The sequence below is a fragment of the Parachlamydia sp. AcF125 genome (assembly GCF_018342475.1).
Lineage (GTDB): Bacteria > Chlamydiota > Chlamydiia > Chlamydiales > Parachlamydiaceae > Parachlamydia.
Window position 1 is genome coordinate 1 of record NZ_JAEMUD010000005.1, and the last position, 21,112, is coordinate 21,112.

Below are 21,112 nucleotides of genomic sequence, written 5' to 3' on the forward strand. Positions count from 1 at the left end.
AGAGGAAGATGCGACCATGATTATGCAAGTTAATCCTTTCATTCAATACCAGGGAGCTGTGCTGCCCACTAGGTTGGCAGTAGGAGAGCTTAACAAACGTTTCAAGGATTTATTGCAACGAAAGTGCCCCAGCTGCATAAAAGATTTAATTGCTCAAGGGCATAAATTTTTAAAAGAGGCAGAAGAGGAAGCTGCTCTACATGGGCTCTTTTATCTGGCTACAGCTTATGAATTGCATTGCACGCTTGAAATAAAGGAATATCAATTTGATCGGCAAGCACTTGATAAAGGCCTGGACAGATTAGAGAGAAGCTTAAAAGAGGGAGAAACCTTGCTTCATTATTTTGTGGCTCAGGAAAACCTAAGTATTTTTATCTATCTTTTCTCTCAAAGGCCAAGCATAAAATCTCAGCTCAATGACTTAGCAGGAGAATTGATCGAAGAAACCCCTTTGCATGCAGCTGCCAAGACAGGAGCTATATCTCTCGTGAAATTTCTGCTTGCACAGGGAGCGGATTTTAAAAAGCTCGATAGTTTTCAAAATAATGTTTTGCACCATGCTTGTCAATCAGAAAAAGATTGCATCGATATCGTTAAGATTTTACTGCAATATGACTATACACTTATAGAAGCTAAAAATAGCAAAGGCCAGCTACCTTTACACTTAGCTGCATCTACAGGAAACGAGAAGATTTTTGAATATTTGTTAGGCCAAATTACAAACAAGCTTCAGCTGGATCAACAAGATAGAGAGGGAAATACTCCTTTACATTTAGTAATTATGGGGTGGGGTGAGCCTCCTGTTAAAGCTGAAGGCTCCTACTGCAAAATTACCCAAGCCTTAGTAAAAAAAGGAGCAAACCTCAATATCTTAAATCATAAGAAAAAAACAGCCTTAGCGCTTATTTTTGAAAATGAAGCTATTATACAGGCTTTAGTTCAGGCAAATCTAAGTTCCCAAATGTTGGTTAGCTCTCTTCGAAACTATTACCTTTCTCAAGAAACCCTTTCTATTTTCAGAATCAAAGCGCAGCAAAAGTGGGAACTTAAAGTGCCTTTAGAGGAAATTTATGTGCGTTTAGGCGTTATTGAAAATAAAGAAAGAAAAACGCAGGACCAAGCCCTGAATGAATGTTCTGAGTGTTTACAATATACTCTCATTCCGAGTTTCAAAATTATTTTCAAGCCTAAAAAAGAGGTTGAAATTGAAAAGCTTTTTGAGCTTGAAAGCCTTGAAAAAAAAGCTCGCAAAAGAATTTTTATACAAGGCGCGGCGGGCATTGGTAAAAGTACCCTCTGTCACTATATTAGCTATCACTGGGCAAAAGGGAAGCTTTGGACAGGCATGTTTACCTGCCTTTTTCGGATTCCTTTAAGAAATTTGACTTTAAGAAAATATCCCCCCGATAAAGAGTATACTCCAGCTGACCTAATTGCAAAAGAATATGCCGGCAAAGTTGATCGCAGGGTGATTGAAGCCTGTATAAACGAACCCTCTTTTCTACAAAATACCCTTCTTATTCTAGATGGTTATGATGAGCTTCCAGCAGATGCTCAAGCAAGCACAAGCTTATTAGCTACAGCTTTTGAGCAGCTAAAAGAGTTATTTCCCCACGTTATTATTACCTCAAGACCTGGAAGCTGCTCTTTTGACCGCTCATGTGAGTTAAAGCTTTTAGGCTTTGATAAAGAGGGGATTAAGCGTTATGTTGGCAGATTTTTCAAACATGCTCAAGCCAAAGAGAAAAAACAGAAGCTTAACCGTCTATTAAATACTTCTCCTCAGGTACTAAGTCTGGTGCAAATTCCGATTAACCTAACGCTTCTCTGCTGTCTCTTTCATGAAGATACACAGGTTTTTGATACTAAGCAACCTATTACGATGAGTGCTATTTATGTACGGATAGTTAACTGGGTATATAAATGGTTTCTTTTGAGAAGAATTGATCAAGGACAATCCAGACAAACTAAAGAGCAAATTTTAGTCGAGAAAAATCTACGCCAAAATCCAGAAGTAGCCAATATTGCCACCGTTTTTGAAGAAATGGCCGCTTTTGCTATGAAAAACGACACCCTTTATTTAAGCAAGCCAGAAATCGAAGACTTTAAGGGCAACAAAATCTTATCCAATGAGCTTACAGATTGCGGGCTCATGAGCATCCCTGAAGCAGACATTGAGGCTGAAGAAAAGGGATATTTTATACACTTAACCTTCCAAGAGTTTTTAACCGCTTCAAAAGTTGCCAATCAATACCTTAAAGGAGAAAGGCAAGCATGCCAAGAATTTGTGCGAAAGTATAAGTTTGAACCTCGCTACGCTCTCGTTTTGCGTATGATGGCTGGTAGCCTCTCTCTTGCTGCCTCAACTAATCGTCGCTATGCGGATGCACTTCAGCCTTTTTTTGACGATCTTTTTGCTGCACCGCAAGATTTAGCTGTCAGAAACGAAATTAATTTAATTGCCGAGTGTTTTGAGGAGTGCCAAGATCCTAGAGTAGTGAAGCAGTACGATGGTTTTATTGAGCTTGTAAAAGACTATATTAAGTCTATCTGTTTACTAGGCTTAGGCTTTGAACGATTGCTAAGAAATAAAAATCTCCTTAACCATCCCGAGATAGTGCGCACTATCACAGAATTGTTATCCGACCCACAGATAAGAGAAAATACGCTAAACATCTTAATAAGCATTGTAAGACTAAGCTTAGCTTCAGAAATGGTAAGATTGGTGGTTGAGGTACTTAAGGATTCTAAAAAAGATTCTAATGCTAAAAGGCTTGCTACCTTGGCTTTGGAAGAAGTAGCAAGGAAAGGAGGTGAGCTCCCGAAAGATGCGCTAGCTGCTCTCATCCAAGCCCTCAAAGAAAGCAATATAGAGACTAAAGGCCATGCTGCTAGTGCACTAGGAGCAATAGCACAACAAGGAGGCGAGCTTTCGAAAGAAGCCCTAACTGCTCTCATCCAAGCTCTCAAAGCAGACGATAGTGAGGCTAAAGATTATGCTGCTAGGGCACTAGGAGCAATAACACAACAAGGAGATGAGCTTTCAAAAGAAGCGCTAGCTGCTCTCATCCAAGCCTTCAAAGAAGGCGATATAAAGACTAAAGGTTATGCTGCTAGTGTACTAGGAGTAATAGCAAAACAAGGAGGTGAGCTTTCGAGAGAAGTGCTAGACGTTCTCATTAAAACTCTCAAAGAAGGTGATGGTGGGACTAAAGTTTTTGCTGTTGGTGTCCTAAGAGAAATAGCAAAACAAGGAGGTGAGCTTTCGAAAGAAGCGCTAGCCATTCTCATTCAAATGCTCAAAGAAAAGGAAAAGGCATTTTTGGCTGCTAATGCCCTGGAAGTAATAGTAAAGCAAGGAGGTGAGCTTTCGAAAGAAGCCCTAACTGCTCTCATCCAAGCTCTCAAAGAAGGGGCTGATTGGGCTAAACGTTTTGTTGCTAGAGCGCTAGAAGCAATAGCAAAGCAAGGGGATGAGCTTCCGAAAGAAGCTCTAGTCGCTTTCATCCAAGCGCTCAAAGAGGGCGATGATTGGACTAAGCGTTCTGCTGCTAATGCCCTAAAAGTAATAGCAAAACAAGGGAGCGAGCTTCCGAAAGAAGCTTTAGCGGCTTTCGCCCAAGTGCTCAAAGAAGGCGATGATTGGACTAAAGGTTCTGTTGCTAATGCTCTAGAAGCAATAGCAAAACAAGGAGGTGAGCTTCCGAAAGAGGCTTTAGCCGCTTTTATCCAAGCGTTAAAAGAAGGCGATGATTGGACTAAAGGTTATGCTATTCGGGCCCTAGAAGCAATAGCAAAACAAGGAGGTGGGCTTCCGAAAGAAGCGTTAGCCGCTTTTATCCAAGCGTTAAAAGAAGGCGATAGTGAGGCTAAAAATTGGGCTGCTCGTATTCTAGTAGAAATAGCAAAACGGGGAGATGAGCTTTCGAAGGAAGCGTTAGCCATTCTCATCCAAGTGTTCAAGGCAGGCGACGCTCAGGCTAAAGATTATGCTGCTAGTTCCCTAGAAGTAATAGCAAAACAAGGAGGTGAGCTTTCGAAAGAAGCGTTAGCGGCTTTTATCCAAGTGCTCAAAGAAGGCGATGATTGGACTAAAGGTTATGCTATTCGGGCCCTAGAAGCAATAGCAAAACAAGGAGGTGGGCTTCCGAAAGAAGCGTTAGCCGCTTTTATTCAAGCGTTAAAAGAAGGCGATAGTGAGGCTAAAAATTGGGCTGCTCGTATTCTAGTAGAAATAGCAAAACGGGGAGATGAGCTTTCGAAGGAAGCGTTAGCCATTCTCATCCAAGTGTTCAAGGCAGGCGACGCTCAGGCTAAAGATTATGCTGCTAGTTCCCTAGAAGTAATAGCAAAACAAGGAGGTGAGCTTTCGAAGGAAGCGCTAGCTGCTCTCATCCAAGCCCTCAAAGAAGGCGATGATTTGGCTAAATGTTCTTCTGCTAATGCACTAGAAGCAATAGCAAAACAAGGAGGTGAGCTTCCGAAAGAAGCGTTAGCTGCTCTCATCCAAGCTCTCAAAGAAGGCACTAGCAGGATTGAGGGTTATCCTGCCAGCGTCCTAAGAATAGTTGCACAACAAGGAGGTGAGCTTCCGAAAGAGGTGCTAGCCGCTCTCATCTATACCCTCAAAGAAGGCGATGATTTGACTAAATGTTCTTCTGCTAATGCACTAGAAGCAATAGCAAAACAAGGAAGTGAGCTTCCGAAAGAAGCTCTAGCTGCTCTCATCCATGCCCTCAAAAAGGGCGATAGTAGGATCAAAGATTCTGCTGCTCGCGTTCTAGGAACAATACTAAAACAAGGAGGTGAGCTTTCGAAAGAAGCTCTACCTGCTCTCATCCAAGCCCTCAAAGAGGGCGATAGTAGGATCAAAGATTCTGTTGCTCGCGTTCTAGGAACAATACTAAAACAAGGAGGTGAGCTTCCGAAAGAGGCTCTAGTTGCTCTCATCCAAGCCCTCAAAGAGGGCGATAGTAGGATCAAAGATTCTGTTGCTCGCGTTCTAGGAACAATACTAAAACAAGGAGGTGAGCTTCCGAAAGAGGCTCTAGTTGCTCTCATCCAAGCCCTCAAAGAGGGCGATAGTAGGATCAAAGATTCTGTTGCTCGCGTTCTAGGAACAATACTAAAACAAGGAGGTGAGCTTCCGAAAGAAGCTCTAGTTGCTCTCATCCAAGCTCTCAAAGCAGGCAATAATAGGGCTAAAGACTTTGCTGTTCGTGCCTTAGTAGCAATAGCAAAACAAGGAGGTGAGCTTTCGAAAGAAGCATTAACCGCTCTCATCCAAGCTCACAAAGAAGGTGATGATTTGATTAAAGATTCTGTTGTTCATGCCCTCAAAGCAATAATAAAGCAAGGAGGAGGGCTTTCGAAAGAAGCACTAGCTGCTTTCGTCCAAGCGCTCAAAGAAGGCGATGATTGGACTAAACATTCTTCTGCTAATGCCCTAGAAGCGGTAGCAAAGCAAGGGGGAGAGCTTTCGAAGGAAGCGTTAGCTGCTCTTATCCAAGCTCTCAAAGAGAGCGATGATTGGACTAAAGGTTCTGTTGCTCGTATCCTAGTAGAAATAGTAACATCAGGAGGTGAGCTTTCGAAAGAAGCATTAATCGCTCTCATCCAAGCGCTCAAAGAAGGCTATAGTTATGGCGTTGCAATGGCTCTAAAAAAAATTGATAAAAATGCATTATTAAAAATGAGTAGTGAGGCATTTACTTTAATCGCTGAAATTTGTTTCTTTACTGAGAGCACCTTTTCAGTTAGAGATCAAAAATTTCAAATTTCTGATAAAAGAATAACTTATGCATGCGAAGAGAGATTAGCGCTCACGTACGAGGAAATAAGGGAACGGCTACCTACGAAGCTTGCTGCATGGCGGGAGAGGTTAGATAAACTTAGTCCGAGGGGAAACTTTCAAATATCCACAGATCGAGCCTGATGTCAAAAGGAATTATTGCTAATAATTTTCGACCGCTCACGCAAAGGGAGGGCTTTTTAATCGAACCTCTTAACTATTCCTACAGTGGTAATTTAATGTAAACAAATCCGTTGGTAAGATTTTCGCCAATGCTTCATATTTGTTTACGCCCCTTCAGTTAAAAAAACTTGCATGAAACCAAAATTTTAATTAGTTTTTCCCTTGTAATGAATGAGAAAATGGAAATAAATCGAGAACCACTCTCCAAGCTTTTATAGCTTGTTTTTTCCATCAAATAGTATTGCATTAAACAGAGAGATTATTATGTCTATTCCACAAGATTTTCCAGCGATCCAACGGTTTGAAAAGTTAGGAGGCACTGATTGGGAAACCCTTAAAAGCACATACGTCATGACTATACGTCCGGGGGAAGAGGCCCAGCTGCAGGCTACGCAGCAGATGCAAGAGCATATAAAAGATCGCGATATAGTCGATTATGCCAGTTATCGAGAAGCGATTTTAAGAATATTTCCTGCCACCTATTTTAATTTAAGTGCTGAAATCACAGGTGATTTAGCCAAAACTTCGCAGGGTAGGTATGCCTTTACGGCCACCTGGTATCATTTTATAGTCGAGCAGAAAACACTTCAGTTGCCTACAGGCTTAGACAAGTCTGCGAAGTGCACCATTGCGATTAAAGCTCCGGGAAGCCGTAAATTAACCTCCGATATTGACACTTCCATACAGACTACTTTTAAAGGAGAATGTTCTTTTTTTGAGCGGGCAGAAGCAAGAATTAAAACCAAGGGGCCCGATTTTGAAGGGCGGATCAGCAATGCGGTGATTGAGGGGTTTTATACCATTTCCGAAGAGCTATTTAAAATGACCTCTTCTTCCCAGCGAGATTCGAATGCTTATATCGATACCCTAGCAAATGACCAAGAAAGTTATCCCAAATTTCTGCACGACGAAGAAAATAATCCCTCCATTCATGGAGAGAGGCTTTTTTCGGAAGAAGAATTTACCAAAATATTTAAAAAGTATAAACATCAAAAACACGTGCAAGAAATGGCCGCCAGTTTATTTTCTCTGCGTTGTAGTTTGGAAGAAGAGGAATGGCAAAAATTTAAGCTGCTAGCCAAGGAGCAGCTAAGAGAAATACCTGAAGCAGAATTTTCAGCATTGCCTAAACAGGAACGAGAAACCCATATCTCAAGCTGTCAGCAGGATTACGACGCCATTTTTCAAAAGGTAGAAGAAATACATGGCAACCATTTAGCAAAACTGGCGGCTAAAATTCAAGGCATAACGGTATCAGAATTTTCTATTCCCGTACGCAAACAAGACATACCTGTTGCGGCCCTTAACAGACTGTATGTGGAGTATTTGGAAGAATGTGCGACTTGCCGTGGACAAATCTTAACTTTAAAGAGCAAAAAACAGGCCTTAATTAATCAATTAGACGCAGAAAAAACAAAATTAAGTAAAGAATTGGTTGCTTTAAAAAGATTAGGCGAGAATAGCGATGATGAAGAGATCCAAGCGCTTATTGAAAGAAAACAAAAAAACTGCGCTCTATTAGAAAAAAGCTGCAACAATCTGAAAGATACATTGCGCCAAAACATCCAAGAAATAGCTCGATTGCAAGTGGACTATCAATTCTATCAAATTTTAGCAAACACATTTGCCAACGAGGCTTATGTTTGTCGCTCGGCTGTGTATCATGTGGTTAAGGGACAAAGCGGTGTTAAAGACCTTGCCATTTCTCAACAAACCCTTCTAGGCTCAGCTCTGCAGCAAGTAGGTTTTAAGCTTTTGCATACTAAAGAATTAACTCATAAAGAATATTCCCCTGAAGCGGTGGCTTACTATACAGCCAAGTATGGGCAGCGGATTTTTAACCTAGTTTTTAGTGGACATCATGCCGAATTTACAAATGAGATTATAAAAGCTTTAGCGAAAGGAAGAAAAGGGAAGCATCTCCCCAAATTTACCTATCTTAAATCTAAGCAGGTAAGGCAAAACGCGTATAGTACTTTAGAGCAGGAAGAGTTAGCTCTTTTAAACCACCAAGCTCAAATTATCCATTGTATCAAATCAGACAATGCGATTTTAGATGCCAAAAAGCCTGAAAAAACACTTGAGTTAATCCAAAAATTATATCCTTTCTCGAATGAAGATGAAAAAAAGCGTTATTTTGAAAACGAAAAAAAGCTTTACCTATCGCTTAGCGCTAAATTAATCGGTTTAGTTTGCGTTTCTAGATTAGACAAAAAAGGGTACCTATGGGGGCAAAATCCAAGCATCCCTTTAAGATATCTAGCTGCAGAAAAGAAGGAGGGAGAAGATTTACCTCCTGCTATTTCCCATCCAGAGCCTCTGCAAAATTCCAACTTTCCCGCATCTAGTAGCGGAGGGATTGCTAAAGATGAACATCATAAGTTGGATAAAGATGCCACAAACTTGGTGATGGCTTCGCAAGGAGGAAAGGCAGAGGTAAGCTACATGGAGGGGGGCGCAGGTTCTCAATCTGCCGTTGTGGCAGGCGCTTCTGAGGAAGCATCTCGTAATTTAACAGAAGGGTTTTTTAAAAAAAAACCAAAGTAAATCATCCATCGGAGCAATGGCCTCCTGATGGGGTTAATTGCCGCGAGCACAGTTTTAAAGGGTATAGTGCTCTTTATCCCGTTTTGCCAACTAAGCCTGGGTTTGTCAATTCCCAGGCTAGCGCTAAACATATCCATTTAGAGCAGAATTCTCAGCTGTATATACATGCTGGTCCTACCATTCAATATTGTGCAGAACCGCCCTTATCTCAGACAGAACTAGATCCGCAATATCTCATTAACTCTCTTCGAAACTATTACCTTTCCCAAGAAACCCTTTCTATTTTCAGAATGAAAGCACAGCAAGAGTGGGAATTTAAAGTGCCTTTAGAAGAAATTTATGTGCGTTTAGCGATGATTGAGAGTGAGGAGAGAAAAACACGCGACCAAGCACTTGATAAACATTCTGATTACTTACAAGATGGTCGCATCCAAACTTATGAAACTATCTTCAAGCCTAAGCAGACTATCGAACTTGAAAAGCTTTTCGAACAAGAAAACCTTGTAAAAAAGGGTCGTAAAAGAATTTATCTCCAAGGAGCTGCAGGAAGTGGTAAGAGCACCTTATGCCATTATATCGCTTATCGTTGGGCAAAAGGGGATCTTTGGCAAGGGATTTTTTCTTACCTCTTTTGGATTCCCTTAAGAAATTTGACTTTAAGGAAGTATCCTGCTGATAAAGAGTATACTCCAGCTGATCTTATTGCTAGAGAATATGCCGGCAAAATCGATCGTCGAGTCATTGAAGCTTGCATACACGATTCTGCTTTTCGGGAAAAAACCCTGTTTATTTTAGATGGCTATGACGAACTCTCCTCACAGGCACAAGGGAACACCAGTCTTGCTAAAGCCTTTAAGGAGCTAAAAGAGTTATTTCCCCATATTCTGGTCACTTCACGACCTGGAAGCTGCTCTTTTAACCGCTCTTGTGAGCTAGAGCTTTTAGGTTTTGATAAAGAAGGGGTTAAACGTTATAGCGATAGATTTTTTAAACACGTTCAAGCCGAAGAGAAAAAACAGAAGCTTAATCATTTATTAAATACTTCTCCTCAGGTGCTAAGTCTGGCACAAATTCCAATTAACTTAACGCTTCTTTGTTGTTTCTTTAATGAAAGCTTCCAGGTTTTTGATACTGAGCAATCCTTTACCATGACGAGCATTTATGCACGCGTAGTTAACTGGATGTATAAGTGGTTTCTTTTAAGAAGAATTGACCAAGGACAATCCAAACAAACTAAAGAGCAAATTTTGGCTGAGAAAAATCTGCGTCAAAATCCAGAAGTAGCCAATATTGCTACCGCTTTTGAAGAAATGGCCGATTTTGCTATGGAAAACAATACCCTTTATCTAAGCAAGCCAGACATCGAGCACTTTAGGGGTAACAAAATTTTATCCAATGAGCTTACAGATTGTGGACTTATGCGTATCCCTGAAGCTGAAGAAAAAGGGTATTTTATACACTTAACCTTCCAAGAGTTTTTAACTGCTTCAAAAATTGCCAATCAATACCTTAAAGGAGAAAGGCGAGCATGCCAAGAATTTGTGCAAAAGTACAAATTTGAACCCCGCTACGCTCTTGTTTTGCGCATGATTGCAGGTTATATTTCTCTAGCTGCCTCAAGCAGCCGGCACTATTCAGCTGCGCTCCAGCCTTTTTTTGACGATCTTTTTGCCGAACCACGAGACTTAGTTATCAGAAATGAAATTAATTTAATTGCTGAGTGTTTTGAGGAGTGCCAGGATCCTACTTTAGTGAAGCAATATGAAGGCTTTATTGAGCTTGTGAAAGACTATATGGCTCATCTCTCTTTGTTAGATTTAGACTTTACACATCTGCTTAAGAATAAAAAAATCTTCAATCATTCTAGCGTAATAACTTTTATTGAAGGACTGTTATCCAATCCACACACTAGGCAAAAAACGCTCATAAACTTACCAGAAGTCATAAGAACAGGGCAAAGGTTAGCTACAGGCGTTGTGCGAGTTATTATTGAAGTTCTTAAGAATTCTGATAACGATTTTTTTGTCAGGCGCCTCGCCTTGGTTGTCCTAATCGCAGTGGCAAAGCAAGGAGATGAGGCTGCTAAAGAAGCGGTAGATGCTCTCATCCAAGTCTTAAAGGAAGGCAATAATCATATTAAACAGCATGTCGCTAATGCTTTGGTATACGAGGAAAGCCAGCTTCCTGAGGGGAGATTAGTTGCTCTTATCCAAATCCTCAAGGAGGGCGATTTTAATGCCAAATGTTTTGCTGCCAATGTTCTAGAAGCACTGACACAACAGGGAAGCCAGCTTCCTGAAGAAGCATTAGATGCTCTTGTCCAGATCCTCAAGGAGGGCGATTCTGATGCCAAACGTTTTGCTGCCGATGTTCTAGAAGCACAGGCACGGCAAGGGAATAAGTTTTCTGAGGAAGCATTAGGTGCTCTTATCCAAATCCTCAAGGAGGGCGATTCTGATGCCAAATTTTCTGCTGGTAGAGTTCTAAAAGCACAGGCATACCAAGGAAATAAGCTTCCTGAGGAGGGATTAGTTGCTCTTATCCAAATCCTCAAGGAGGACGATTTTTGTACCAGAGATTTTGCTGCCTATGTTCTAGGAGCACAGGCACGGCAAGGGAATAAGTTTTCTGAGGAAGCATTAGGTGCTCTTATCCAAGCCCTCAAGGAGGGCAATCTTAGTGTCAAATTTTCTGCTGCCGATGTTCTAGGAGCGCTGGCAAAGCAAGGAAATAAGCTTCTTGAAGAGGGATTAGTTGCTCTTATCCAAGCCCTCAAGGAGGACGGCGTTGTTGCCTCACTTTTTGCTGCTAACGCTCTAGGAGCACTGGCACAGCAAGGGAGTAAGTTTTCTGAGGAAGCATTAGGTGCTCTTATCCAAATCCTCAAGGAGGGCGATTCTGATGCCAAATTTTCTGCTGCCCAAGCTCTAGGAATAGTGGCACGACAAGGAAGAAAGTTTTCTGAGGAAGCATTAGGTGCTCTCATCCAAAACCTCAAGGAGGGCGGTTCCGCCGTAGAAGCTGATGTTACCGACGTTCTAGAAGTACTGACAAAACCACGAAGTAAGCTTTCTGAGGAGACTGTAGGTGTTCTTATCAAAGCCCTTAAGAAGGGTGATTTGGGTACCAAAGTTTCTGCTGCCGAAGTTCTAAAAGTACTGGCACAACAAGGAAGTAAGCTTCCTAAAGAAGCATTAAGTGCTCTTGTCCAAAACCTCAAGGAGGGCGATCCTAATGCCAAATTTTTTGCTGTCCAAATTCTAAAAGTACTGGCACAACAAGGAAATAAGCTTCCAGAGGAGGCATTAGTTGCTCTTGTCCAAATCCTCAAGGAGGACAATTCTGTTTTCTCTGATATTGATGCTCTAGGAGCACTGGCAAATCAAGGAAATAAGCTTCCTAAGGAGGCATTAGTTGGCCTTGTCCAAATGCTCAAAGAAGGTGATTTTCATGCCAGACGGTCTGCTACCGAAGTTCTAAAGGAAACCAATAAAAATACTTTATTAGAGATAAGTCTAAAAAAAATTTCTTTAATCACTACAGCCTGTTTCTTTATTGAGAACAGCTTGTTAGTGAAAGATCAAAAACTTACAATTTCTGACAAAAGAACAACTTATTTATCTGCACATACAATAGAGCTTAGCTATGAGGAAATAAGAGAAAAATTACCTACGGAGCTTGCTTTATGGCGGAAAAGGTTAGATAACCTTAGCACAACGGAAAGTTTTCAAAGACCCAAAGATCGGGTCTGATGCTAAAAAAGGAATTGCTACCATTGCTTTTAGAGCATTGGTACAAAAGACAAAGGCTGTATGGTAAGCTCGCTTTGAATACCTAGTGATAAAGTCAGAACTGATGCATTAAAAAAGCTCCCTGTAAGCACTTTTTCCGAAAATTTGGTGAATAGATTGCTTTTTTTAAGCTTTGAAAGGAGAGGTTGATAAAGAATAACGTACTCTATAGAAGTTTAATGCGTCAGTTCTGCATGTTTTTCTAAATTCCCTTGACTGGATCATGGAAGGTCAGGTATAACGTAGAGTTCATCAACGGTGGCATGGCCAAGTGGTAAGGCAGAAGCCTGCAAAGCTTCCATTCCCCAGTTCGAATCTGGGTGCCACCTTTTCTTTCCTTAAGTTCTCTTATGCTTTATCTAATTGCAACTCCCATTGGAAATTTAGAAGATATCACACTGCGCGCCTTGCGTTTGTTGAAAGAGTGCGAGCTGATTCTATGCGAAGATACGCGTCAAAGTGCTATTTTGCTAAACCATTATGAAATCGTGAAGCCTCTTAAAAGTTTCCATAAATTTAATGAGTCTGCTCAGGAGCAAGAAATTTTAGCTGCTTTACACACAGGAGTTAAAATAGCATTAATTTCAGATGCCGGAACCCCTTCTATTTCCGATCCTGGTTATCGCCTTGTGGAAAAGTGCGTGGCAAAAGGGGTCAAAGTGGTTTCCATTCCTGGGCCTTGCGCAGCAATCGCAGCGTTGGCCTGTTCAGGGCTGCCAACTGACCTATTCCAATTTTGTGGCTTTTTACCAAGGAAATCAGAAGAACTAAAAAAAACTCTTCAGAAGATTCTTCCATATGAAGGCACCACTATTTGCTACGAGTCGCCTCACCGCCTTTTAGATTTTCTTAAAACCATGCATACTTTAGCTCCTCAACGACAGCTGGTTGTTGCGCGTGAGCTAACTAAAAAGTTTGAAGAAGTTTGCCGGGGCACTGCGCAAGCTTTGCTCGCCCATTGGGAACTGCATCCCTTAAAAGGGGAGGTGGTGGTCATGATTAAAGGGGAAGAAGAGGCTGCCAAGTCTCTTCCTTGGGAGCAATTGACGCCTCAAGAGCATGTGCAGTTTCTTGAAAACCAATATAACCTTTCCAAAAAAGAAGCGATCAAGCTTGCCGCTGAAATGCGCGGTATTCCAAAAAGAAATTTATACCGATCGTGCCTTTCTGAAAAAGAAATTAGCGATTGAGTCATAATCTTTCATGCGCTATGATTTTTCTCATTTATTTTGTTAGAGTGTTATAAAATGAAGCCTGAAGATTTAAAGTCTCCTTTTCGGGAAGGGGAACGTAAAATTTTAATCGAAGATCGGGTGTGGTACATTCCCTTAAAAGGGCTTTCTGACTCAGATCCTTTTTCGTTCCCCGGCTGGGAAGATCCCTGCTTATTTGGCAATTCTGCGCCTGTACACGTGGAATATTGCAGTGGAAATGGAGCCTGGATTACGGAAAAAGCCGCCCAAAATCCTTCCATTAATTGGGTGGCTGTTGAAAAGAAATTTGATCGGGTGCGCAAGATTTGGGCAAAAATTAAAAATTTGAAGCTCTCTAACCTTGTTGTGATTAGCGGGGAGGGGCTATTTACCACTCAACGTTTTTTTCCGCAGAGTAGCGTGGAAGCCATTTACGTTAATTTCCCCGATCCTTGGCCGAAAAAGCGCCATGCGAAAAACCGCCTTATTCAACCTGTGTTTGTGCAACAAATGGCGCGCATCTTAAAGCCTTCGGGTTCTTTGACATTGGTAACAGACTCGACCGAATATTCGGCTCAGATGATAGAAGTTGTCAAAGAGTGTGTGGATTTTAATTCTTCTCTCCCCGCTCCTTATTATAAGGAAGATGGAGGGAACTATGGAAGTTCTTATTTTGAACAATTGTGGAAAGATCAGGGAAGAGCCATCCGTTATCACCTTTTTCAAAAGAAGGGGATGGAAGCTGCCAGTTCATTTTAAAGTAGATGTTTATGGAAAATCGGCAAATTAAAATTTATCCCTCAGCTACCCCTTTTTCTGAAATTCCCTCAGGATATCAGGCTGTATTAATTTCTCTAGATGGAACAGTAAAAGGAAACTTAGACTGGAAAAAAGAAAAAGAATGGGCGTCTCAGTGCATTGAAGAAGGGCTGACTATTTTTTGGGAAATGCGGCTAGGTTTGTTTTCTGCACTTTTAAAACCGATTTCTCATCGCACGCAGTTTTTATCTCTTGGGCTATCTTTGGAGCATTTCTTGCAAGGTCCGTGGTTAGAATTTCATGAACATAGTCTTGGGCTCTGTATTTACAAAGGGAATGCCGATTTAAGTGAAAATTTTTCGTGGGAGCCTGAGCACGTTGCTCACTTTCAAAATTGGCTGCAAGATTTATTCGGAGAGGTGGAAAAATTTCAGCAGGAGAGTGGCTTATCTGTTGAATCTTTTAAGGAGGTTAATCCTTCACAGGCAGCCCTTAAGTCCTTAGGTGCCCTTTTTTGCCGTGACTTAGCAGCAGACTATGTCGATTTGCTAGCAGGGCATATGTCGCAAGTGCTTCCTTTATTTCTTTTAATGGATGCGACCTCTATTCAAGATCCTGCATTGCAAATGCAGCTATTGTTAAAAGAACGATTTCCCCGCTTCGAAATGGGGGTTAAGGGATCCCTGATAGGAAACCCAGCAATGAGATGGGAAAATAACGCTCTTTATTATCCTGCTACTCAAAATCAAGAAAAAATGGCGATATGCTTGCCTTCCTTGAAACGAGAGCAATCTGTCCATTTTCGATACTTTAGCAAGGTGATTGAAGTATTAAACATCCAAGCGATTCCTTTTCGTGTCATTTCAGAACAAAATATGACTCACGAGTGGGATGAGTTGGATACGCTATTTGTATTGCCAGATTGCTTAAGCTCTGAAGGAAAGCGTAAATTGATGGGATTTTGCGCGGCTGGCGGGCAAGTTGTTTCTTTAGGATACCCCTTAGGTGTCCCTGAAGAGCTTTCTTTTAAAGAATGGCAAGAAAAAATTTTGTAAAGCAGACATTTCATTATAGTTTGTATTAGAGTATCTGCGATATTCTCACTTGATCAAAATAAGCTGAACCCGCATGGTAAATGATACATCCATCTTTACCTCACTGGAGAGTTTATATCATGGCGTCTGCAAACCTACAAACCGTTCATAAGCAGCCTTTCAATCAATTAGAAAGCGTTGACCGATTAAAAAAGCTGGCAGAAGACCCTCTTGATTTACGTAAAGAAGGTGTTTTAACACCTGCCCGTTTGTCCAAATTTTATGCAGAAGCGGGGGGTTATAAGCTTTTATACGGCACCGAAAAAGTAACTGAAGAAACTTTGCGAGCTCTGTTTGATCTCGCCCAAGAAAGAAAAGTTTTGGAAGAGATGCAAAAGATGCAGTCTGGCGAGCCTGTCAATAAGATTGATGGGTGCCCCTCCGAAAACCGTGCTGCTTTGCATACGGCCACTCGCGATTTTTTTGAAGAACCCCAAAAAGGGGAGAAAGCAGTAGAAGCCACAGCTTTAGCTCGCAAAGAAGTCGATAAGCTTAAGCGATTTATGGAAAAGCTCGACAAGGAAAATCGTTTTACAGATCTCATAGTGATTGGAATAGGAGGATCAGATCTTGGCCCAAAAGCCCTTTACCTAGCTTTACAGTATTTGCAAAAAAAAGGGCGGCACATCCATTTTATTAGTAATATCGATTCTGATGATGCCTCTTTAGTTTTGCGTGAAGTGGATTTGAAGAAGAGCTTAGTCTTAGTCGTTTCTAAGTCAGGGACAACTCTTGAAACGTTAACAAATGAAGAGCTGGTGCGTGCTAGCTTTCAGCAGCAGGGACTAAGAGCTGAAGATCACTTCATTTCTGTGACCGTTCCCGGTAGCCCGTTAGATGACCCTGAAAGGTATTTAGAATCTTTTCACATGTGGGAATGGATTGGTGGGCGTTATTCTGCCACTTCCATGGGAGGAGGAGTCCTCCTTTCCTTCATCTTTGGATTTGAGGTCTATTGGGAATTGTTGAAAGGGGCAAATGCGATGGATAAAATTGCCCTTAGCAAAGATTTAAATCGTAATTTGCCTCTTCTGGGGGCTTTGTTTGCCATTTGGAACCATAATTTCCTGGGTTATCCCACCTTGGCTCTCATTCCCTATGCTCAACCTCTTTCTCGCTTTGCCGCCCATATTCAGCAGGTGGAGATGGAATCTAATGGCAAAAGGATCGATCGGTATGGAATTCCGGTAGATTTCCAAACCTGCCCAGTTATTTGGGGAGAGCCTGGCACAAATGCCCAACATTCTTTTTTTCAGCTTATTCACCAAGGAACAGCTACGATTCCTTTAGAACTTATTGGCTTTAAAGAAGGACAAATGGACGATTTTATGCTAAAAGGCACCTCTTCGCGTGAAAAGTTGCTATCTAATTTGTTTGCCCAATCTTTAGCATTGGCTTTGGGGCAAACGAATGAAAACCCAAATAAAGTATTTCCAGGAAATACGCCTTCTCATATTTTATTAGGGAAATCTCTTGATCCTCAATCTCTAGGAGCTCTCTTAAGCTACTATGAGCATAAAGTAGCTTTTCAAGGGTTTATTTGGAATATTAATTCTTTTGACCAAGAAGGTGTTCAACTCGGAAAGGTGCTGGCCAATCAGATTATCGCGTGCTTTGCATCTAAAAAAGGGTCGACTAAAACACCTAAACAGTCTTATCCTCTTGGAGAAGCTTTTTTAAAACATTTAGATACCCTCCATTGATTTATGGCTATTAAATTTCCTTTTCTAATTGAAGTTCCTAAACGTCAGGCCGCCTGTGCGCTCGGGCACGAACCTTTTACACCAGGTATGGAGTATTGTTCAGTGCTGCTTGAAACATCTGAAATAACTGAATTTCAACGCAAAGACTACTGTCTGAATTGTTGGGAAAAGGAGGGGAAAATAACGGATGATAATGCCGCGTATTGGAAATCAAAAGTCCCCAACTCCTCTATAAAAGGGGGGATGCCTCTAATTACCTACGAAGAAAAAGCCATGGAGCTTTTTAGAAATGCCGCTAAAACAGTGGGAGAAGAAGACGAGGCTTTTATTTTAGCCTTGTGGCTTGTACGTAAACGGAAAATTGTTTTGCGCCACTGCTTTCATGAAAAAAATGGACAAGAAGTACACTTATACGAAGATCCTTTATCAGAAGAGACTTTTTCTGTACGAAAAGTGCATTTAGAAAGGGAAAAAATTTTAGATTTACAAGCTCGCCTATCCAATAAGCTACGTTCATGAAGCAAAAAGAATCGAGTTCACACGCCTCTTTTTTTCGAGAAATTAAAGATTTTCTTATTTTTATTCGTTCAGAAAAAGGGCTTTCATCCCACACAATTGAAGCTTATATGCGTGATGTGCAAACTTTTGCTAATCATGCTTGGCAGCAAGGCATATGCAGTTTTAATGCCATTGAGCCTGAGCATGTGGTGGCTTTTTTAAGCACTTTAAAAGCGGCAGAATATGCGACCTCCACCTTGTCACGAACGCTGGTTTCTTTAAAAGTTTTTTTCTCTTTTTTAAAAAGAGAAGGCACCGTCACCCAAAACCCTAGCCTTTTATTGGAAAGTCCTAAACTTTGGCAGATCCTTCCCGATATTTTAGATATTGAAGAGGTAGATCTTTTGCTAAAACAACCCGACAATGAGACTGCAAAAGGAGTACGCGATCGCGCCATCTTCGAGCTCCTCTATGGATCTGGCTTGCGTGTATCCGAAGTGTGTGCTTTAACCCTTTACTCGATGGATGACCAGTATGTACGTGTGTATGGAAAGGGAAGCAAAGAGCGGCTGGTGCCTGTGGGTAGTAAAGCTATCAAGGCTGTGGATGATTATTTAAACCGTTATCGTTGGCAGTGGGATAGCGAGAAAGAACAATCTTTATTTGTCACTTTAAAGGGAAAGCCAGTAGATCGGATCTCAGTTTGGCGCTCAATAAAAGAATATGCCCAACAAGCCGGTATTACAAAAACCATCTCCCCTCACACCTTGCGCCATTCCTTTGCGACTCACTTACTTAATAATGGGGCGGATTTAAGGGTTATTCAAGATTTATTAGGGCATGCAAACATTAGCAGCACAGATCGCTATACCCGTGTAAGTAGCGCCCATCTTCAAGAAGCCTTTCACCGTTTTCACCCTAAATGGAACTAACTCTTTAAGATTCAATCTTTTTGCATTACGCCATAAAATTTCTTTTACAGCAACCGCGTGATTCGTTATTAAAAGGTAAGATAGGCTTATCCGAATTTTAGTTTGCTCTTAGGGAAAAAATGCAAGCCGCCTGATGTTATTTTTCATTTGATCTTAAGGATTTTGAGATATTTATGGATGATCGCTTCAGTGAATTCACACTTTCTAAAAAAGTGAAACAAAAACTGAAAGATAGAGCTTGGTTAAAAAAGCAGATCGCTGCAGGAAAGACAGCGCAGGAAATCATGGAATTTTCTGATGAAACGATGGCTAAATTTTATCAGGCAGCTTATTACTTGTTTGAAAAAAAACGCTACCTAGATGCCGCAAATGCTTTTCTTTTTTTAGCAACATTAAATCCCCATAATCACGATTATTGGTTGGGATTGGGAATGGCCACCCAGTTAAGCGGTCATTGGGAAGCTGCCATCGATGCCTATGAAATGGCGGCCATTAATCGATTGGACAGCCCTGTGCCCTATTTTTATTTAGCAAAATGTTTATTTGCAGTCCATGATCGCAAAAGTGCACTCGAAGCTTTACAGCTTGCAATTGATTATGCAGACGATTCGGTAGAATATGCCAGCCTTAAAGAGCAGGCCAAAGCAGCCAGAGATTTACTTCTAAGGCATGGGTAATCATTCTCGACTTGTGATATAAAAGGCGCCATCAGAAGCCAACAGCCAAAAATGGAGCTGAGGGTCTTGCTGTTCTAGCTCTTGTGCCCATTTTTTAGCTACTTCTAGATTGGAGAAAAGCATCGCTGCAGTTGCAAGGCCATCTGCGTATGCGCAGGTAGGTGCACGTACACTTGCGCTAGCGATGGTTGTTGGTTGAGAAATCAGAGGGGAACCTGTAATAGGATCTATAATATGAAAATAGGTGGTTTTTTCTCCCCCGTTTGTGAGGGTCCATTTTTGCAGGTAATCCCCGCTGGTTGCAATCGCTTGATTTGTTAGCTCAACTGTAGCTAATGCTCGGGCTGCCTCTTGAGTTTCGTGGTGCCGAATGTAAATACGCCATGCTCTATTTCCCGGGTGTTGTCCACTTGTGCGGATTTCTCCGCCCCATTCTACATACACGTTGTTGTATCCTAAATGGTTCAACTCTTCAACAAGGAGATCAATCGCTAACCCCTTAGCGATGCCTCCTAAATCCAGTTGCGTTTTATCATGCTCTTTCCAAAATTCGTTGTGATCGAAGTGAAGCTTACTCCAGCCAGTACTTTCCTGTGCAGATTGAATTTCTTCTGAGGAGGGGGCTTTTCCTTCAGCTAGATGAGTTTTCCAAATCCTTTGAATCGTTTCAATGGTCGGATCAAATTTGCCATGGCTTAGATGCACAATTTTTTCGGTTGTTTGTAAACATTGGCTGAGGGCAGGGGACAAGGGAGCGCGAACATAGGCGGGGAGCTGATTAAGCTTGCTAAGCTCTGAAGCGGGGTTCCATTTGTTGTACGTGAAATTAATTTCATCAAAGATCGCCCGAATAGTTGCTTTAATTTGCTCTTGCTCAACAGGCGAAAGAGAATGACCAATCAAGATACGATAATTCATCGTCATTGCTTGGCCAGTAAATTGGTAGAGGGAAGGGGGTTTTTGACAGGAGAGGATTAAAAAACAAAAGAGGGTTAGCCAATATTTCATGTTGACTGTAGCCCTTCTCTAAGACAGTAGCTTTTATAGGTGTTGCTTAGCAGCATCGCAATGGTCATGGGACCTACTCCGCCAGGCACCGGGGTAATGAATGCGCATTTTTGTTGCACATTTTGAAAATCGACATCGCCCACAATCTCATACCCTTTGGGAAGGTGGGGAGCCGCCACACGGTTGATTCCTACATCTATGACCACACATCCTTCTTTGACCATGTCTTCGGTAACAAAACGGGGCTGGCCTATAGCTGCAATTAAAATATCGGCTGTTTGGCAAATCGATTTCAAATTTTTTGTTTGGCTATGGGCCACCGTCACAGTTGCATTAGCTTGAGGGGTATTTTGCATTAATAAAGTGGCCATCGGTTTCCCCACAATCTGGCTTCTGCCTATTATTACGACATGCTTTCCTGAAATTTCAATAGAGGAGCGAGTCAGCAAGGTTTGGATGCCAAGAGGGGTGCAAGGGATAAATCCGGATGGGTCACCAATCAGGAGTTTTCCTAAATTGATCATATGAAATCCGTCTACATCCTTGTCGGGAGCCACTGCTTGGGTGATGCGGCCTGAATGGATATGCGCTGGCAAAGGAAGCTGCACCAAAATTCCGTCCACTGCAGCTTCTGCATTTAATTTCTGAAGATGCGCTAAAAGTTCATTTTCTGTAATTTCTGCAGAAAAACGGTGGGTGTGTGAAAGAATGCCAATTCTAGAGCAGGCTTCTGTCTTGCGTTTGACATAAATTTCAGAAGGAGGGTGGTGACCGACAATCACCACGTGCAGGGAAGGGGGGCGACCATGCAAATGCTTAATAGAATCGAAAAGTTCCTGCTGAATCTTAGCTGCAATTTTTGCCCCATCAATGATCATAATTTCTCCTCGTGAAGGAAGTAAAAATAACTTAAAAAGAATAATTCTTCCAGTAAAG

Annotated in this window: 12 protein-coding genes and 1 tRNA gene; 11 read left to right on the forward strand and 2 right to left on the reverse strand. The window is 41.6% G+C overall.

What is annotated here, in order from left to right; translation table 11 throughout:
• Positions 1-16 precede the first annotated feature (16 nt).
• The 11 genes from PARA125_RS08835 to PARA125_RS08885 all read left to right on the forward strand — a co-directional run bounded on the left by PARA125_RS08835 (position 17) and on the right by PARA125_RS08885 (position 19,168).
• Positions 17-5,935, forward strand: a complete 5,919-nt coding sequence (locus tag PARA125_RS08835; protein ID WP_213158528.1) for a HEAT repeat domain-containing protein — start codon at positions 17-19, stop codon at positions 5,933-5,935.
• A 303-nt stretch (positions 5,936-6,238) separates the two neighbouring features.
• On the forward strand, positions 6,239-8,521 hold the full coding sequence (locus PARA125_RS08840) for a hypothetical protein (RefSeq protein WP_213158529.1): 2,283 nt from the start codon (positions 6,239-6,241) through the stop codon (positions 8,519-8,521).
• Positions 8,522-8,604: 83 nt separating this feature from the next.
• Complete coding sequence (locus PARA125_RS08845; RefSeq protein WP_213158530.1) at positions 8,605-12,273, forward strand: HEAT repeat domain-containing protein; 3,669 nt, start codon at positions 8,605-8,607, stop codon at positions 12,271-12,273.
• A gap of 296 nt (positions 12,274-12,569) precedes the next feature.
• Positions 12,570-12,641: transfer RNA gene (locus PARA125_RS08850), tRNA-Cys, on the forward strand.
• A gap of 21 nt (positions 12,642-12,662) precedes the next feature.
• Positions 12,663-13,502, forward strand: a complete 840-nt coding sequence (gene rsmI, locus PARA125_RS08855; RefSeq protein ID WP_213158531.1) for a 16S rRNA (cytidine(1402)-2'-O)-methyltransferase — start codon at positions 12,663-12,665, stop codon at positions 13,500-13,502.
• A 57-nt stretch (positions 13,503-13,559) separates the two neighbouring features.
• The gene (gene trmB / locus PARA125_RS08860) at positions 13,560-14,264 is read left to right on the forward strand and encodes a tRNA (guanosine(46)-N7)-methyltransferase TrmB (protein WP_213158532.1); all 705 of its coding nucleotides are present in this window, start codon (positions 13,560-13,562) and stop codon (positions 14,262-14,264) included.
• 11 nt (positions 14,265-14,275) lie between these two features.
• Complete coding sequence (locus PARA125_RS08865; protein WP_213158533.1) at positions 14,276-15,319, forward strand: hypothetical protein; 1,044 nt, start codon at positions 14,276-14,278, stop codon at positions 15,317-15,319.
• Positions 15,320-15,438: 119 nt separating this feature from the next.
• Positions 15,439-17,061, forward strand: coding sequence for a glucose-6-phosphate isomerase (locus tag PARA125_RS08870; protein ID WP_213158534.1), 1,623 nt, complete (start codon positions 15,439-15,441; stop codon positions 17,059-17,061).
• Between the two features lie 3 nt (positions 17,062-17,064).
• Positions 17,065-17,580, forward strand: coding sequence for a hypothetical protein (locus tag PARA125_RS08875; RefSeq protein WP_213158535.1), 516 nt, complete (start codon positions 17,065-17,067; stop codon positions 17,578-17,580).
• Positions 17,577-18,491 (forward strand): site-specific tyrosine recombinase XerD, encoded by a 915-nt coding sequence (xerD, locus tag PARA125_RS08880; RefSeq protein WP_213158536.1) that lies wholly within the window; start codon positions 17,577-17,579, stop codon positions 18,489-18,491. Before PARA125_RS08875 ends, xerD begins: the two co-directional genes overlap by 4 nt.
• 173 nt (positions 18,492-18,664) lie before the next feature.
• A complete protein-coding gene (locus tag PARA125_RS08885; protein WP_213158537.1) occupies positions 18,665-19,168 on the forward strand; it encodes a SycD/LcrH family type III secretion system chaperone in 504 nt (167 codons plus the stop codon).
• Here the strand turns inward: PARA125_RS08885 and PARA125_RS08890 are convergent, their stop codons facing one another.
• The gene (locus PARA125_RS08890) at positions 19,169-20,176 is read right to left on the reverse strand and encodes an FAD:protein FMN transferase (protein WP_213158538.1); all 1,008 of its coding nucleotides are present in this window, start codon (positions 20,174-20,176) and stop codon (positions 19,169-19,171) included. It abuts the gene before it with no gap.
• Entirely contained in the window at positions 20,173-21,054 is an 882-nt protein-coding gene (gene folD, locus PARA125_RS08895) for a bifunctional methylenetetrahydrofolate dehydrogenase/methenyltetrahydrofolate cyclohydrolase FolD (RefSeq protein ID WP_213158539.1), read from the reverse strand. Before folD ends, PARA125_RS08890 begins: the two co-directional genes overlap by 4 nt.
• Positions 21,055-21,112: the final 58 nt, after the last annotated feature.